This is a genomic window from Sphingobacterium athyrii (assembly GCF_003071065.1).
GTDB lineage: Bacteria > Bacteroidota > Bacteroidia > Sphingobacteriales > Sphingobacteriaceae > Sphingobacterium > Sphingobacterium athyrii.
Window position 1 is genome coordinate 151,701 of sequence record NZ_QCXX01000009.1, and the last position, 16,218, is coordinate 167,918.

A 16,218-nucleotide genomic window follows, 5' to 3' on the forward strand; every position below is an offset into this window, starting at 1 on the left:
ATACACTCCAACAATGTTTTAATTGTTGGAGTGTATTCTGAAAAGCTCAATGAGTTCGGGAATGTTAGAAACATTTAATTTTTCAAATATCCTGCTTTTATAGGTGCTTACAGTTGATGGACTTAGCTCAAGTAAGCCGGAAACTTCAATAATTCCTAAGCCCTTGATCAATTGTTTTGCAACATCCACCTCCCTGTTTGACAGACGTACTAAAGGATTTAACTTTGTGAGTTCCGATTTGCTCTGCGTCAGTTTTTGGACATAGAGATCCTGAACGTTACTTGACATGTATTTGCCACGCTCCTGGATAGCCAGTATAGCGTGACTCAATTCTGCCATTGCAGTAGTTTTATTAAGATAACCTACAGCTCCTGCTTCAATATAACGCAACGCATACAACGACTCATCATAGGATGAGAAAATTAAAATTTTAATAGCAGGCTGGATTTGCAGGATTTCTTCGACAACTCGAATATTATTTCCTCCGGGCATATTGATGTCCAGCAATAATAGGTCGAATTCTTCCAGTTTTAACTTTTCTACCACCTCATCGAAATTTTCGGCTTGGAATATTTCCGCCTTTTTTAGCGTTTCCTTGATAATAACGGAAGCACCTAATCGTACAATGCCATGGTCGTCTGCAATAAGAATCTTCTTCATAGATACTTTATCTTATTCTGGGCTTTAATTACCGTATGAAATTTAAAGTACTATCAATATACAATATATCTTGATATTTTGCCCTAGTTAACGAGCAAATATAGTAAATTAAGTTAATAAAAAACTTCAGCGTACCGTTTTAAGCAGTAATTTTAAAAATAGGACTTAAGTTAGAAAATGCAGGACAATAAATGAACTAGTATAAAAAATTAGTATATTTTAATTAGATTTATGTGACAATTACTAGTTTTGGTAAAATTTTAAAAGATTAAATGGTTTAAATATGGGATTTTTAAAAGAATTTAAAGAGTTCGCAATGCGCGGGAGCGTTGTTGATTTGGCTGTCGGTGTTGTTATCGGTGGGGCATTTGGCAAAATTGTTACATCATTGGTTGACGATATTATCATGCCTCCCATAGGATATTTGACGGGCGGAGTCGACTTTTCCTCGAAGAAAATTATACTTAAAGCTGCTGATGAAGCTGCGAAACAAGCCGAAGTTTCCCTTAACTACGGGAATTTTATCAATGTAGTGATCCAGTTTTTGATTGTAGCATTTTGTATATTCTGTGTTATTAAAGGTTTAAATTCTTTGAAACGTAAAGAGGAAGCTGCTCCGGCGGCACCGGCGGCACCGACAAAAGAAGAAACATTATTGACCGAGATTAGAGATATTCTGAAAACGAAATAAGTCAAATTCTTATTTGATGTGAAATAAAACAGAGCAGGCTTATTGCTCTGTTTTTTATTTTGAGGAATTTCTAAAATGGTTTTTTTAGGCTGTCAATGAATTAATTAGCATAGGCTTCTGACTTAAAGTCTAAATGTTCTCAATATTGTTTGTTTTTGTCTAAAATAAACTTTACTTTTGCATTCCTCTTGGGGAGTTTTGTATTAATTGAAGTAAGAACAAATTAGCATAATAGCGTCATGAAAAGAACATTTCAGCCATCGCAAAGAAAAAGAAGAAACAAACACGGTTTTAGAGAGCGCATGAGCTCTGCAAACGGTAGAAGAGTATTAGCTTCACGTAGAGCTAAAGGTAGAAAACGTCTTACAGTGTCTGACGAATACCGTCACAAAGGTTAATCTTTGACAAAGATCGGTGGCCGCTTATAAGAGCTTTTTCTGATAAGATTAAGTCATCGTATGAGAAATACATTTACAAAAGAGGAACGGTTATGTGCGAAGAAGCGTATTGATACGCTTTTTAAAAGCGGTTCTTCTTTTGTTTTGTACCCTTTTAGAATTGTTTTTGTTCTTGAAAAAAACAACGAGATTGATATTTTCCCCCCCTGTCAGTCTATTATATCCGTTTCCAAACGTCGGTTCAAAAAAGCAGTTGATCGCAATACAATTAAACGTATGATGCGTGAAAGCTATCGTCTTCATAAATCCAATGATTTGATTCCTTTTTTGTTGAAACATAATGTAACTTTGTATTTAGCTATTCAATATGTGGGGAAACAGATCTTAGCATATGATGTGTTTCATACCGCGATGGATAAAATGCTAAAAAAATTACAGGATGAATGTGCCGATGCTTATTTGGAAAAAGGGAATTAAACCTTTCTTTAGTTTTATTTTCTTAGCTATTATTCGTTTCTATCAACTATTTATTTCGCCCTTCCTGGGCGCCAATTGCAGATATACACCAACTTGTTCGCAATATGGTAAGGAAGCTATTTTAAAATATGGACCATTTAAGGGCGGCTGGATGGCTTTGAAGCGAATAGCGCGTTGTAATCCATGGGGTGGCCATGGCCATGACCCCGTACCTTGATTTCAATAAAACAATGAATAATTTAATTTTACAAATTGATACCTCGACCACTGTATGCTCGGTTGCTCTCAGTGAGAATGGACAGACTATAGCTGTGATTGATCTGGACGAACCGAACGCGCATGCTGCGAAATTGACTGTTTTGATTGAACAGATTTTGCATAAAACAGAACGTTCTATGCAAGAACTTAAAGCAATAGCGGTTAGTATGGGCCCCGGATCCTATACAGGACTTCGTATTGGGGTGTCTACAGCAAAAGGTCTTTGTTATGGCTTGGATATACCGCTGATTGCAATTAATACATTAGAAGCATTATTTTTAGGCTACAAGGAACAGTTTGGACTGCAGGAAGGGGAAGCCTTTATTCCCATGTTGGACGCACGTCGAATGGAGGTGTATTCTGCAGTTTATAACCATCAGTGTAAACTGGTGAAACCTACTTCAGCAGAAATTATAGATGCCAACTATTACGACGAACTGTTGAGTTCTTATAGACGCGTCCATCTCTTTGGCTCAGGGGCCGATAAATTTGATGAATTGTTTGCAACAAATGATCGTGTGCATGTACAACTGGAATTTAAAGGTTCTGCTGCATTTTTGTCTAAATTGGCATTTGATAAGTTTCAAAATAAAGAGTTTGAGGACGTTGCCTATTTTGAGCCTTTCTATCTGAAAGACTTTGTGGTTATGACGAAGAAAAAGGTTGGCTCATAACCAACCTTTTCTTTTGAACCAAAGATAGATGGCTAGTGAAATTGCAATCATGATCGCAATCGCTATAGGATAGCCATAATACCACTCAAGCTCAGGCATATTTTTAAAATTCATCCCATATACTCCAGCCACAAACGTAATTGGCATAAAGAAAACAGAGAAAATAGTCAAAATACGCATGATTTCGTTGGTATGGTTCGAGGATATGTTAAAGAACACGTTTAATAATTGTGCTACGTTTTCAGATAAGTTTTCATATAGCGTGGATGTACGTATTTGAAGGTCTTTTAAATCCCGCGTGTAAACATCTTTCTTCGAAGAAGAATGGAAATGTTCAATAACCTCTTTGTAAAGAAAAATAACCTTTCTGGCGACATCTATCTGTCGCTTGATAAAATATAGGTTTTTCAGAACAGGCTGCTGTTTCATACGTTTCAGAAAGATCAGTTCTTCGTAAGAATCAATGCGTGTGGATAATTGTTCCAATGTCTTGCTAAAAGTGAACACCGCAGCTGTCGTAATAAATACAGAAAGTTTTCGGCTATTTTTTGTCTTTACGCTCGTAAATTCAATGTTTTTGAGTTTCTCCAGAAATTCGATGCGGCGCTTATGGACGGTGATCACAAAATCACTTCCATAAAAAATGGTTAAACGATCCGTTACTTCTCCTATACTATCCGAATTCTCTTTAAAATTGTCGGACATGACCCGGAGAATAATAAAGGTGTAATTTTCAAATTCCTCTATTTTAGGAAGATGTTCCGGTTCTTTAGAATCTTTAATGGAGGCTTCATTTAGATTATATCTTTCCTTGATGAATGTAAAGTCTTCCGAGGTAGGTTCAAAGATATCAATCCATTCGTAGTTTGCGATTTCCTTTTCAACAATCGTTTTGATCATAAATCTAATTTTACAATACAAGATACTAAACAATTTTGTTAGCTGCCAATAGCTATAGCAAGGTAAATATCATTCTTATTGTTTAGTAATTGGCTCAGGAAGGCCTATAACTAAAAAAGCCATCAAATGCTATGATGGCTTTCCTTAAATTATTATGGCCTTCTTATTTGTTAGAGGACTTATATTCTTCGTTTAACTGTTTGATAACTTCGTTGGTAATTTCCAATGAAGGATCAGCATACAATACAGTAGGATTCGATTTTGAATAGGTCAACACCAGTTTATAGCCGTTATCTGATGCATGTTTTTTCAAAAACTCAGTGATTTTATTGTACACATTGTTGAACTCCTCTGATTCATCTTTAGCTAGAGATGAAGAGGCAGTTTGATCTAATCGTGCTAGTTCATCTTGTTTGCGGGCCAATTTCTGTTCGGTAGCTTGTCTGTCTGCTGCGGACATTGTAGCTGCATTCTTTTGGTAGTCAGCAACCTCACGTTGAAATGCTGCACTTTTAGCTTGAAGATCAGCCTGTGCTTTTTTTACTTTGTTTTCAAGTTTTGACTTGATGTCTTTAAAGTATTGATATTTTTCAGAAAGCGAGTCTGAATTCAGATAGACAATTTTATCCTTGTTATTACCTTGACTCTCTTTGCTTATGGCGCTTGAATCATTTTTTGAAGGCTCGCTTTGCGTTTTAGCACCCTGGTTACATGATACGATTGTTCCAGCCAATAAAAGACCAAAGGAAACTTTCGATACAATTGAAAATATAGTGTTCATTTTTTTATTATTTGCAAATTAATACTGAAACAAACCTAACATAAAAAAATCGAAATTTTAATTTTTAATCCTAAAAAAGTAAAATTATCGACCATTTGAATGTTTCAGATTATCGGCTTAATACTTCACCGCAGACTTGATAAATCGGCCAAAATTTCGTATTTTTGAATATTACATTTAACAGTTTTTCAATGAGCGAAGAAAAGAAAAATGCATCCACCTACTCGGCCGATAATATTCAGGTATTAGAGGGTTTAGAGGCGGTTCGTAAGCGTCCATCCATGTATATTGGTGATACCGGTGTAAAAGGATTACACCACTTGGTATACGAGGTTGTAGACAATTCAATCGACGAAGCTGTAGCAGGGTACTGTACAGATATCTTTGTTACCATCCATAAAGACAATTCAATTTCTGTTCGGGATAACGGTCGTGGTATCCCTACTGGAATCAACAAAAAAGAGAATAAATCAGCGTTGGAGCTCGTGATGACGGTATTACATGCTGGAGGTAAGTTTGACAAAGATACCTACAAGGTCTCTGGTGGTCTACATGGTGTGGGGGTATCTTGTGTGAACGCATTGTCAACACTTTTGAAAGCTGAGGTACACCGCGATGGAAAAATATACCAACAGGAGTATCAAATCGGTAAGCCTTTATACGATGTTAAAGAAGTTGGGGTTTCGGATAAGACGGGTACAATTGTAACATTCCATCCGGATGCAACAATATTTACACAAACCACGGTATATAATTACGATACCTTGGCCAATCGCCTTCGCGAGCTCGCATTCCTAAACAAAGGCGTTAGCTTAACGTTAGAGGATGAGCGTGAAACGAATGAAGACGGTTCAGAAAAGAAAGAAACTTTTCATTCTGAAGGCGGCCTGAAGGAATTTGTTAAATTCTTGGATGGTACACGTCAGGCATTGATTCCTGAACCTATCTATGTCGAAGGAATTAAACAAGGTATTCCTGTAGAGCTGGCATTACAATATAACGATACCTATTCTGAGAACGTACATTCTTATGTGAATAATATCAATACGATCGAAGGAGGTTCACACGTAGCAGGTTTTCGTAGAGGTTTGACACGTACCTTAAAAGCGTATGCGGATAAGTCAGGTTTACTTAAAAACTTGAAAGTCGAAATTACAGGTGATGATTTCCGTGAAGGTTTGACAGCTGTAATTTCTGTTAAAGTTGCCGAACCTCAATTTGAAGGACAGACGAAAACTAAATTAGGGAACTCCGAGGTAATGGGGGCCGTAGATGTGGCTGTTGGCGAAATTCTAGGTGTTTATTTGGAAGAAAATCCACGTGAAGCCAAAGCGATTGTTCAAAAAGTCGTCATTGCAGCTCAAGCGCGTGCAGCAGCACGTAAAGCACGTGACTTAGTACAACGCAAAACGGTTATGGGCGGCTCTGGACTTCCCGGAAAATTAGCGGATTGTCAAGATAATGACCCAACAAAATGTGAAATTTACTTTGTCGAGGGGGATTCCGCGGGTGGTACAGCCAAATCTGGACGCGATCGTAAACATCAGGCCATTATGCCGCTACGGGGTAAGATCCTGAATGTGGAAAAAGCAATGGAACATAAGATCTATGAGAACGAAGAAATCAAAAATATGTTTACCGCTTTGGGAGTAAGTGTGGGCACAGCTGAAGATGCAAAAGCGTTGAATCTGGAGAAATTGCGTTACCACCGTATCATTATCATGACCGATGCCGATGTGGATGGTTCCCACATTACAACTTTGATTCTGACATTCTATTTTAGATATATGAAAGAATTGATCGAAAGAGGATATGTATACATTGCGACTCCGCCTTTGTATCTTGTGAAGAAAGGTAAAGAACATGAATATGCCTGGAATGAAGACCAACGTATCAACGCCATACAACGCTTGAAAGGAACAGGTAAAGAGGATAGTGTACATGTACAGCGCTATAAAGGTCTTGGTGAGATGAATGCAGAGCAACTTTGGGATACGACAATGAATCCTGATACGCGTACTTTACGTCAAGTAACAATTGAAAATGCAGCTGAATGTGACCGTATTTTCTCGATGTTAATGGGGGATGAAGTAGCACCTCGCCGTGAGTTTATCGAAAAAAATGCACGTTACGCAAAAATTGATATCTAATACCAATTTTATAAAAAAATAAGAGGTCTGATGAAATTTTCATCAGGCCTTTTTTTATTTCAATTTATTTTATAACTTCATACTGATGAATCATTTATCTGCCGGGGTAAATGTTTATCAGCCAACAGATAGCCAATATTAAATAAAACCTATTATGAAATATTGTAGCAAGATTTTGCTCTTTATAGGTTATTTTATTGGAATAACCTGTATGGCGCAAACAAATGAAAAAATCAACCTTGAAGAGTTATTTGAAAGCTTATCGGAAGAATTACCCGAAGATGCCGATGTAAGCGAATTAAGTGAAAAATGGTCCTACTATCTAAAACATCCGATTGACCTCAATAAGACTGACGGGACAGAATTAATCGAATTACAATTTATAGATCCGCTGCTATTGCAGCGTCTGATCAATCATCGTCAGGTTTCCGGTGATTTTATTAACGTCCTGGAACTCCAGTCTATTGATGGTTTCGATGCGAAGATCCTCAACTTACTGCTGCCTTTTATTAAAGTTGGTGAAACCAGTCCATTTACGGGAAGTAAATTCAAAGATTTTTCGCATGAATTTATGCTGCGTTATGGACGGATCCTGGAAAAGCCAAAAGGGTACCAAATTACAGATACAACGAAATCCCGATATCTTGGCGATCGCAACCGATATACTATCCGATACCGGGCGAATCTAAAAGATAAAATTCGTTTGGCAATTAATATGGAGAAAGATGCCGGCGAACCAATTTTTTACGGTGAACAAAAACTGGGATTTGATTTCTATGGATTAAGTCTATATATTAAAGCCATCGGTCCGGTCCGAAATCTTGTCATCGGAGACTACGCATTGCAGTTCGGCCAGGGACTTGGCATGTGGAATGGCTTGAGCTTTGGTAAAGGCGGACTAGTGCAGAATACTGCACGGCAGGGTATGGGGGTAAAACAATATACCTCGTTGAATGAGGTTGATTTTATGCGGGGAATAACAGGAACATTCCGCTTAGATCGCTTTGAGATCACCCCGTATTTTTCCTATCGGGCCATTGACGGCAATGTTGAAGACAATATTGAATCCCGGGTAATTAAGACGATTGCGAAAACAGGACTACATCGAACCCCAACGGAACAGCGTTATCGAAATGCAGCTCATCAAATGACCTACGGACTGAATGTTTTATGGCGGCACAATCGTTTTAAGGCTGGAATAAATTTTAATCAATCTCAATTGGATGTTGTCAAAGTCAAGGGCACGAGCAAAAGACAGCAATATGATTTCGAAGGAGATGTGCTGCAGAATATCAGCCTTTACACAAATTATACCTTTCGTAATGTGCATCTGTTTGGAGAATATGCCAGTAGTGTAGATGGAGGATCCGCCCTGTTAATGGGAGCAATCGCTAGTTTGCACCCACGTTTATCCACCGTAGTCCTTGTTCGGGACTATAAGAAAAACTACCATACTTTTTACGGACAGGGGTTTGGAGAATCGAGTAACACGGCCAATGAAGAGGGAATCTATCTAGGGCTTGTATACCAATTGGGAAGAAAATTAGTTTGGTCCAATTATATCGATGTGTTCCGATTTCCCGAAGCTAAATATCAGGCTGACAGTAGTTCTCTGGGAGCAGACTTCTTTAGCCAGTTTAGTTATATCTGGTATAAGAAAGGGCAGCTTAGTTTAAGGTATCGAAATCGGTTAAAGCAAACTAACTATATGGGGATGGGGCAGACGGAATCAGGATTGGTAAATAGCTCAAAACAACAGCTGAGACTAGAATTTCAATATAAGCTAAACCGTATCTGGACAATTCGGTACCGGGCAGAAGGTAATTTGTTTCAGAAGGAATATGAAGATAATAGCTTAGGTTATATGTTTTATCAGGATATCTTCTGGAAACCTGATATGGGAAAGATACAATTGAATTCGCGCTTAGCTTATTTTCAAACAGACACGTATGATAATCGGATTTATGCTTATGAGAATGATGTCTTATATGCTTCGGGATTTGGCATGTATAATATGAGAGGCTGGCGTACATATCTTAATTTACGATATCGAATAAACCGTCATCTCGATATATGGACAAAGTATGGAATCTATTATTATCCTGACAATGAGAGAATAGGAACGGCGTTGGATGAGATCATCGGAAATCGAAAGTCCGAAATCAAGGTACAATTAAGATGGCAATTATGACTGAATTGAGTTTTTACCAAAAGCTGGAACGAGTTCCTTTACTAAAGATTGCTACTATTTACGTTGTCGGTTTATTTGCCGCCCCAACGCTGAAGTTTTCGTTCTCCAGCTTTCAATACCTGCAAGATAGCTTGATTTTATTATCGGGTATCATCCTATGTTGCTTCCTATTTAAGGGTGGGTTGTTTAAATACTGCTATCTTATAGGATATTATATACTCGTCCTGTTATTTGGCATCTGGCAATTTTGGCGTAGTGACCCGCTTTATATGGAAAACCATTTTTCGCATTTTCAGCTGGACAGTTATGTCGTCGAAATTGTACAGGAACCCAGCACTAAATCAGAAACCACGAGATTCTCGGTTGAAGTATTAGGTGGTTATATGCAGGATAGTTTCATGGCCACAACGGGTAAGCTGATGATTTCATTGAAGGCTACAACGAAAAGGCCATTGCGGTACGCCGATCGGTTGTGGTTGAAAGGGACCATGTCGGCGGTGCCTCCTCCTTTCAATCCGTTTGAATTTGACTACAGGGAATATTTAAAAGGATCAGCTATCTATCATCAAATTTTTTTGCATCCAAGTAATTATATACGGATTGAAAGAGAAGACTCACATTTTCCGGACGTCATGGTTCTGGCTTTGCGGACACGCGAAAGCTTTCTGAAAAAATTAAGGCGCTATTGTAAGAATGAGGAATATTATTCTATTGCAGCAGCTTTACTGTATGGTTTTCGAGGCGAAATAGACGAAGCAAACATAAAGGCATTTACAAACACGGGAACCATACATGTACTTAGTGTTTCTGGAATGCATGTAGCGGTACTTTTCGGGTTTCTATCACTCGTGTTTAGGTATATCCCTTGGCCACTAAGATTGAACTGGGTACCTGTTGTTATTACTTTTTCTATTATTTGGATCTATGCTTTTATTGCTGGTTTAGATCCACCTATCGTCCGGGCTGCCATTATGATAAGTTTTGTCCTATGTGCACGGCATTTTAAACGAAATAGTTCGACTTTAAATGCCTTAGTTGCTGCGGCATCTATTATTCTGCTCTGTGATCCCCGTGCGATTACAAATGTAGGATATCAACTTTCCTTTCTTGCCGTATTGGGCATGCTGTTATTTTTGCCGATCTTTGAGAAGATCGTTATTGTAAAAAATCCTTTCATACGTTTTTTGAGAGATACAGTTGGTATTTCAATCGCTGCGCAGGTGTTAACGACGCCATTGACACTTTATTATTTTGGACAGTTTCCGACTTATTTCTTATTGGCTAATCTACTCGTTGGCCTTCCTTCAACCGTCACGATGTATCTGGGCTTTTTAATGACGATCAACCCCATTGATTGGTTGAATGAGTTGTTTGGTTTTCTTTTGGAGAATTTCATCGCATGTATACTCTATAGCCTGAAGGCCATCGACCGTTTGGCATTTTCAACAATTCAAATTGATATCATTGACGGTAATCTTCTTTTTCTTTCGTATGCTGCTGTTTTTTCTTTGTTATATGCCTATCAATGGAAAGACAGAAAGTATTGCTATCTTGGGTTTCTTTGTGTCGCGGGGATTGTATTTATAACGATCATCCAACAGATAATAGATGAAAATACAGAGCGATTCCGGATATATAATACAAGAAATGAGCTGACAATAGCCTATTTTAAAAATCAACAGGCTATTATTTATAGCACTTTTGATTCGCTAAATCACAAAGCGCTGCAATATGCCTGTGGTCGGGAAATCCGTGTATGGGCATCCGAAGGAAACGTTCGATTTATTCCATTAAAAAGTAAAAGTGTAAGGAATAATTATCTGGTCGAACTTCCATTCGGAAAAATCGTTGTGATGGAATATTTCAGCAACGAATTACCCTCTGCGGAATTATTGGTTGTCAGAAAGAATGCTATTCAAAAGCTACCAGCTGCAGTAAACAAAATTTTACCTAGAGAGGTGATTTTGGATGGATCCAATTCCTTGAAAAAATCGTTACAGGCACGAACTATATTAGATAGTTTGGGGATGAAGAGTTATCTCATAAAAGATAATTTTGCGTATGTTTGGGATAAGGAGAGCTTATGACTTTAGATAGCATATCAATCTTAAGGCAATATTGGGGCTTTGAATCATTTCGGCCATTGCAGGAAGAAATTATTCAATCGGTTATTTCGGGTAAAGATACACTCGCTTTACTGCCAACAGGAGGAGGAAAATCCATTTGTTTTCAGGTGCCAGCTTTGATGATGGAGGGAATCTGCATTGTCGTGACACCGCTGATTGCCCTTATGAAAGATCAGGTAGCACATTTGCGGAAAAATGGTATTCAAGCCGTTGCCATTTATTCGGGGATGAAAAAGAGAGAGGTGGATATTACCCTGGACAATTGTGTTTATGGGAAAATAAAGTTTCTTTACCTTTCGCCCGAACGTTTGTACAGTGATCTTGTCCGGGAGCGGATCCGATTTATGAACGTTAATCTATTTGCTATAGACGAAGCGCATTGTATTTCGCAATGGGGCTATGATTTTAGACCGCCATACCTGGAGCTGGCAAAACTAAAAGAGCTTCATCCAAAAATCCCGTTTTTGGCACTGACTGCAACCGCGACCGAACGAGTGATCACTGACATCCAGCAAAAGTTAAATTTTCCGAAAGAAAATGTCTTTGTCAAAAGCTTTCTTCGAGATAATTTGGCCTATATGGCTATCGAAGAAGAGGACAAAATGGGACGGATGGTGCGTATTATTCATAAATTGGGGGGATCGGGTATCGTATACGTCCGGAATCGACGGGAAACGCAGGAAATAGCACGTATTCTGATCAATAATGGAATAGCATCAGATTACTATCATGCAGGGCTCTCAGGACAGGAACGCGATCAAAAGCAAGACGCATGGATGACTAATGCTATTCGTGTTATCGTTGCCACAAATGCGTTTGGAATGGGCATTGATAAGCCAGATGTTCGTTTTGTTATTCACCTGGATCTGCCGGATTCGTTGGAAGCTTATTATCAGGAAGCCGGTAGGGCGGGTCGGGATGGGAAAAAAGCATATCCTGTTATTCTGTATCAGGAGAATGATAAAAAAAAGCTTGTTGACACCTTGCAGGCTAGTTTTCCCGATATACCTTTCATCCAGCAAACTTATCACTATCTATGTAATCATTTTCAGGTGCCTTATGGAGCAGGTGAGGGGCTTACGCTGGATTTTGATGTAGTCACATTTGCAAAGAAATACCAATTGCCACTGATACCTGTCATGAATGCCATGAAATTTCTGGAACGTGATGGATGGCTAACATTGTCAGAAGCAGTGACGATACCTTCCCGCTTCAAATTTGAAATTGACAGTACGGAATTGTATAAAATCCAGGTACAATATGCGAAATATGATAAATTAATTAAAGCGATTTTACGAACCTATGGCGGTGTCTTCGAAAATTATATCTTGATTAATGAATACGAGTTCGCCAATAAGCTTGGTATTCCGTACGGTCGTGTCGTCGAGCTTTTAAAATCACTTGAAGCATTGGAGATTGCGAGTTATCTGCCTTCTACCGATTCACCACAGCTGACATTTTTACAAAATCGTGTTGATTATAAGCATCTGTATATCGACCATATATTTATTCGCGACCGTCACCGGGTGAAAGAGGGGGAGGTTAATGGAATGATAGATTATATTGAAAAAGCGCATTGTCGTAGTCAGTCACTACTACTTTATTTTGGAGAGAAGAATGCCGGCTTTTGTCAGGTATGTGATTTATGTTTAATACGTTTACACAAGGAAAATCAGCGAGCGCAAATCAAGGAAGAGATCAAGAGCAGCTTGTTGGCAGCACCAAAGAGACTGCATGATCTGGTTGAAAGTTTAACTCTCGGAACCGAAAAAAGAAGAATAGAGATTATCCGTGATCTGCTTGACGCCGAAGTAATTCGTCTGGAGGAAAATCTCTATTCCTGGAATACCTTATTTTGATTATTTTTCAATCGGAAGGTTGAGTTCTTCTCTGCCCCATTCAGACCATGAGCCATCGTATACCCGGATATTGGTATGGCCTGAAATATAGGATGCAAAGGCAAGTATAGAAGCGGTTACACCCGAGCCGCAGGAGAATATATATTCATTACCTGTCGTTTTAAATTGATCAAATTGCTGCTTGAGTTCGTCAGTTGGTTTATAATAGATATCTTTGAGCAATTCTTCAAAAGGTAAGTTTTTGGAATGGGGGATATGACCACCATTAAGTCCTTTTCTTGGTTCTGGTACTAAACCGCTAAATCTTCCTTTACTTCTGGCATCAAAAATAGCGACATTGGCAGCTCTATAATGCGCTAAAATATAGTCCTTGTCGGCATATAGATTTTTCTGAAAATGAGCTTTAAAATTTCCGCCTTTGTCCTGTTGTTTATAACTGTCCGCGAGTTTATATTTGTTTTTTTTCCATGCAGGAACTCCACCATTTAAAATGTACACCCGATCAAATCCCATTACCTTAAACATCCACCACGCACGTGGACTTGAATAGATTCCCCATCTGTCATATAATACGACTGTACTATTTTGATCAATGCCCAGAGCTTGAACTTCTTTTTCAAAGACCTGTTCAGAGACTAAGGTATGTGGCAATTTCGACGCGTGGTCGGAAAACTTTCCCTCGATATCAAAAAACAAAGAATTTGGAAGCAGTTCTAGCTTTGCATCTTTCGATGATTGACCGACTTTATCTATGGTACAGTCTAGTAGGATTACATTTCCATTTTGGATCAATACATCCTGAAGTTCGGATGCACTGATTAAGGCTGATTTGAATAACATAACAATGATCTTATGGATACAAAATTACAAAGCAAACCTATAAAAACAAAGAGGCTGTTCTTTTGGAACAGCCTCTTTTTATGGATCGAAAATACTAATTACTTAGCGTTTTTATCATTTTCCATTTGCTCTTTCAATTGAGCTAATACGTCTAAGTCGCCTAAAGTAGATTTTTCAACAGAATCTTTTACTTTTTTAACAGCTGAAGACTCAGCTTTAGCGTCTTTTTTACGGTTGTTAGACTCTTCTTTGCGAGCTTCTTCTTTCTCTTCTTCCCAGATACGAGAGTGAGAAATTACCAAACGTTTGTTCTCTTTGTTGAACTCGATGATTTTGAATGAAGTAACTTCATCAACTTTCAATGAAGAACCGTCTTCTTTAACAGAGTGTTTAGAAGGGCAGAAACCTTCAACACCATATTGTAAAGCTACGATATCACCTTTGTCACCAACTTTGATCACAGTACCTTCGTGGATAGAACCTTCAGTGAAGATGGTCTCGAAAGTATCCCAAGGGTTTTCTTCCAATTGTTTGTGACCTAAAGATAACTTGCGGTTTTCTTCATCTAATTCTAAAACAACTACATCTAATGTTTCACCAACTTTAGTGAATTCGTTAGGGTGGTTGATTTTTTTAGACCAAGATAAATCAGAGATGTGGATCAAACCGTCGATACCTTCTTCTAACTCAACAAATACACCGAAGTTAGTCATGTTTTTAACAACAGCTGTTTGTTTAGAACCTACAGGGTAACGCTCAGTAATGTTTTTCCAAGGATCTGGAGTCAATTGTTTGATACCCAAGCTCATTTTACGCTCATCGCGATCTAATGTTAAGATTTGTGCTTCGATCTCGTCACCAACTTTTAAGAACTCTTGTGGAGAACGTAGGTTTTGAGACCAAGACATTTCAGAAACGTGGATCAAACCTTCAACACCCGGGATGATTTCTAAGAAAGCACCGTAATCAGCAACTGTTACGATTTTACCTTTAACTTTAGAACCAACTTCTAACGCTGTATCTAAAGATTCCCAAGGATGCTCAGATAATTGTTTCAATCCTAAAGCAATACGTTTTTTCTCATCATCAAAGTCTAATACAACAACGTTAATTGTTTGATCAAGCGCCAAAACTTCTTTTGGATGCTCGATACGACCCCAAGAGATATCTGTGATATGCAACAAACCGTCAACACCACCTAAGTCGATGAATACACCGAAGTCAGTGATATTTTTAACAGTTCCTTCTAATACTTGACCTTTTTCTAATTTAGCAACGATCTCAGATTTTTGGTTTTCTAAGTCGTTTTCAATTAATACTTTGTGTGATACGACAACGTTTTTGAATTCGTGGTTGATTTTAACAACTTTGAATTCCATTGTTTTACCCACATATACATCGTAGTCACGGATAGGTTTGATATCGATTTGAGATCCAGGTAAGAATGCTTCAACACCTTTGATGTCAACGATAAGACCACCTTTAGTACGGCTCTTAACGAAACCAGTAATGATTGCATCATTTTCCAATGCTTCATTGATAGCTTCCCAAGATTTTTGAGTTTTAGCACGTTTACGAGAAAGTACTAATTGACCGTTAGCATCTTCTTGAGATTCTACGAATACGTCAACTTTGTCACCAATTTTTAATTCTGGTAAGTCACGGAATTCGGATAAAGAAACTAAACCGTCAGATTTGAAACCAACATTTAAGACAACGTCTTTGTTGTTGATAGAAACGACAGTACCTTCAATAATTTCACCTTGGTTAACTTGGTTGAAAGTATCTGCGTATTGTGCTTCAAGTTTAGCGCGTTCAGCTTCGCTATAATTTCCGAAACCTTTGTCATTTGCATCCCAGTCAAATTCACCTTCTGGTGTGATCCAAGTGTTTGATTTGATTTCGTCGATTAAGTTTGAATCAGCTTCTGATTCAATTTTTTCAGTGTCTTTCACTACTTTAGTGTCAGCACCTTGTAGCTCTGCGTTTTTCGCTGCTAATTCTTTTTCTGCTTCTTGTTTTTTTGCCATTAATTAATTTTCTCCTTTTTCCTACGTTGTAGGAGTTGCAAAGGTACAAAAAAACTTTTAATGCAAAATTTTATTTTTCTTATTTTATTGAAAGACTTTCAGTTATACCCAAGTCAGGAAGGTTATAGGCAATTTGGTATTAGGAGCTTCATGTGAATACCTTTCATTCATCAGAATAGGAGG

Annotated in this window: 14 protein-coding genes; 9 read left to right on the forward strand and 5 right to left on the reverse strand. The window is 38.1% G+C overall.

The window, feature by feature from the left end:
* Positions 1–18: 18 nt before the first annotated feature.
* Positions 19–660 carry a response regulator gene (locus DCO56_RS25435; protein WP_108636507.1) on the reverse strand — a complete coding sequence of 214 codons (642 nt, stop codon included), beginning with the start codon at positions 658–660 and terminating at the stop codon, positions 19–21.
* 283 nt (positions 661–943) lie between these two features.
* On the opposite strand from DCO56_RS25435, the gene mscL reads away from it, so the two are divergent.
* The 5 genes from mscL (at position 944) to tsaB (ending at position 3,158) form a co-directional block, all read left to right on the forward strand.
* Positions 944–1,351 (forward strand): large-conductance mechanosensitive channel protein MscL, encoded by a 408-nt coding sequence (mscL, locus tag DCO56_RS25440; protein ID WP_108636508.1) that lies wholly within the window; start codon positions 944–946, stop codon positions 1,349–1,351.
* 239 nt (positions 1,352–1,590) lie between these two features.
* The gene (gene rpmH, locus DCO56_RS25445) at positions 1,591–1,749 is read left to right on the forward strand and encodes a 50S ribosomal protein L34 (protein ID WP_075991291.1); all 159 of its coding nucleotides are present in this window, start codon (positions 1,591–1,593) and stop codon (positions 1,747–1,749) included.
* A 60-nt stretch (positions 1,750–1,809) separates the two neighbouring features.
* On the forward strand, positions 1,810–2,226 hold the full coding sequence (locus DCO56_RS25450; protein ID WP_108636509.1) for a ribonuclease P protein component: 417 nt from the start codon (positions 1,810–1,812) through the stop codon (positions 2,224–2,226).
* Positions 2,189–2,443, forward strand: a complete 255-nt coding sequence (yidD, locus tag DCO56_RS25455; RefSeq protein ID WP_108636510.1) for a membrane protein insertion efficiency factor YidD — start codon at positions 2,189–2,191, stop codon at positions 2,441–2,443. The genes DCO56_RS25450 and yidD overlap by 38 nt, the downstream gene beginning before the upstream one ends.
* A gap of 13 nt (positions 2,444–2,456) precedes the next feature.
* Positions 2,457–3,158: a tRNA (adenosine(37)-N6)-threonylcarbamoyltransferase complex dimerization subunit type 1 TsaB gene (gene tsaB, locus DCO56_RS25460; protein ID WP_108636653.1), complete on the forward strand. Its 702-nt coding sequence runs from the start codon at positions 2,457–2,459 to the stop codon at positions 3,156–3,158.
* Here the strand turns inward: tsaB and DCO56_RS25465 are convergent.
* Positions 3,153–4,058, reverse strand: coding sequence for a CorA family divalent cation transporter (locus DCO56_RS25465; RefSeq protein ID WP_108636511.1), 906 nt, complete (start codon positions 4,056–4,058; stop codon positions 3,153–3,155). The genes tsaB and DCO56_RS25465 overlap by 6 nt on opposite strands.
* Before the next feature lie 163 nt (positions 4,059–4,221).
* On the reverse strand, positions 4,222–4,839 hold the full coding sequence (locus DCO56_RS25470) for an OmpH/Skp family outer membrane protein (protein ID WP_108636512.1): 618 nt from the start codon (positions 4,837–4,839) through the stop codon (positions 4,222–4,224).
* Between the two features lie 191 nt (positions 4,840–5,030).
* On the opposite strand from DCO56_RS25470, the gene gyrB reads away from it, so the two are divergent.
* The 4 genes from gyrB to DCO56_RS25490 all read left to right on the forward strand — a co-directional run bounded on the left by gyrB (position 5,031) and on the right by DCO56_RS25490 (position 13,165).
* Positions 5,031–6,989 (forward strand): DNA topoisomerase (ATP-hydrolyzing) subunit B, encoded by a 1,959-nt coding sequence (gyrB, locus tag DCO56_RS25475; RefSeq protein ID WP_108636513.1) that lies wholly within the window; start codon positions 5,031–5,033, stop codon positions 6,987–6,989.
* A gap of 154 nt (positions 6,990–7,143) precedes the next feature.
* Positions 7,144–9,180, forward strand: coding sequence for a ComEA family DNA-binding protein (locus DCO56_RS25480; protein ID WP_108636514.1), 2,037 nt, complete (start codon positions 7,144–7,146; stop codon positions 9,178–9,180).
* Positions 9,177–11,267, forward strand: coding sequence for a ComEC/Rec2 family competence protein (locus tag DCO56_RS25485; RefSeq protein ID WP_181390677.1), 2,091 nt, complete (start codon positions 9,177–9,179; stop codon positions 11,265–11,267). The genes DCO56_RS25480 and DCO56_RS25485 overlap by 4 nt, the downstream gene beginning before the upstream one ends.
* A complete protein-coding gene (locus DCO56_RS25490; RefSeq protein ID WP_108636516.1) occupies positions 11,264–13,165 on the forward strand; it encodes a RecQ family ATP-dependent DNA helicase in 1,902 nt (633 codons plus the stop codon). Before DCO56_RS25485 ends, DCO56_RS25490 begins: the two co-directional genes overlap by 4 nt.
* Here the strand turns inward: DCO56_RS25490 and DCO56_RS25495 are convergent, their stop codons facing one another.
* Together DCO56_RS25495 and rpsA are read right to left on the reverse strand one after the other, a co-directional pair.
* Complete coding sequence (locus DCO56_RS25495; RefSeq protein ID WP_108636517.1) at positions 13,166–14,005, reverse strand: sulfurtransferase; 840 nt, start codon at positions 14,003–14,005, stop codon at positions 13,166–13,168.
* A gap of 98 nt (positions 14,006–14,103) precedes the next feature.
* Positions 14,104–16,035, reverse strand: a complete 1,932-nt coding sequence (gene rpsA, locus DCO56_RS25500) for a 30S ribosomal protein S1 (protein ID WP_108636518.1) — start codon at positions 16,033–16,035, stop codon at positions 14,104–14,106.
* Between the last annotated feature and the right edge of the window lie 183 nt (positions 16,036–16,218).

Coding starts and splice junctions, on each gene's coding strand:
- DCO56_RS25435 (WP_108636507.1), bottom strand. CDS start 660: ATGAAGAAGATTCTTATTGCAGACGACCATGGCATTGTACGATTAGGT.
- mscL (WP_108636508.1), top strand. CDS start 944: ATGGGATTTTTAAAAGAATTTAAAGAGTTCGCAATGCGCGGGAGCGTT.
- rpmH (WP_075991291.1), top strand. CDS start 1,591: ATGAAAAGAACATTTCAGCCATCGCAAAGAAAAAGAAGAAACAAACAC.
- DCO56_RS25450 (WP_108636509.1), top strand. CDS start 1,810: ATGAGAAATACATTTACAAAAGAGGAACGGTTATGTGCGAAGAAGCGT.
- yidD (WP_108636510.1), top strand. CDS start 2,189: ATGAATGTGCCGATGCTTATTTGGAAAAAGGGAATTAAACCTTTCTTT.
- tsaB (WP_108636653.1), top strand. CDS start 2,457: ATGAATAATTTAATTTTACAAATTGATACCTCGACCACTGTATGCTCG.
- DCO56_RS25465 (WP_108636511.1), bottom strand. CDS start 4,058: ATGATCAAAACGATTGTTGAAAAGGAAATCGCAAACTACGAATGGATT.
- DCO56_RS25470 (WP_108636512.1), bottom strand. CDS start 4,839: ATGAACACTATATTTTCAATTGTATCGAAAGTTTCCTTTGGTCTTTTA.
- gyrB (WP_108636513.1), top strand. CDS start 5,031: ATGAGCGAAGAAAAGAAAAATGCATCCACCTACTCGGCCGATAATATT.
- DCO56_RS25480 (WP_108636514.1), top strand. CDS start 7,144: ATGAAATATTGTAGCAAGATTTTGCTCTTTATAGGTTATTTTATTGGA.
- DCO56_RS25485 (WP_181390677.1), top strand. CDS start 9,177: ATGACTGAATTGAGTTTTTACCAAAAGCTGGAACGAGTTCCTTTACTA.
- DCO56_RS25490 (WP_108636516.1), top strand. CDS start 11,264: ATGACTTTAGATAGCATATCAATCTTAAGGCAATATTGGGGCTTTGAA.
- DCO56_RS25495 (WP_108636517.1), bottom strand. CDS start 14,005: ATGTTATTCAAATCAGCCTTAATCAGTGCATCCGAACTTCAGGATGTA.
- rpsA (WP_108636518.1), bottom strand. CDS start 16,035: ATGGCAAAAAAACAAGAAGCAGAAAAAGAATTAGCAGCGAAAAACGCA.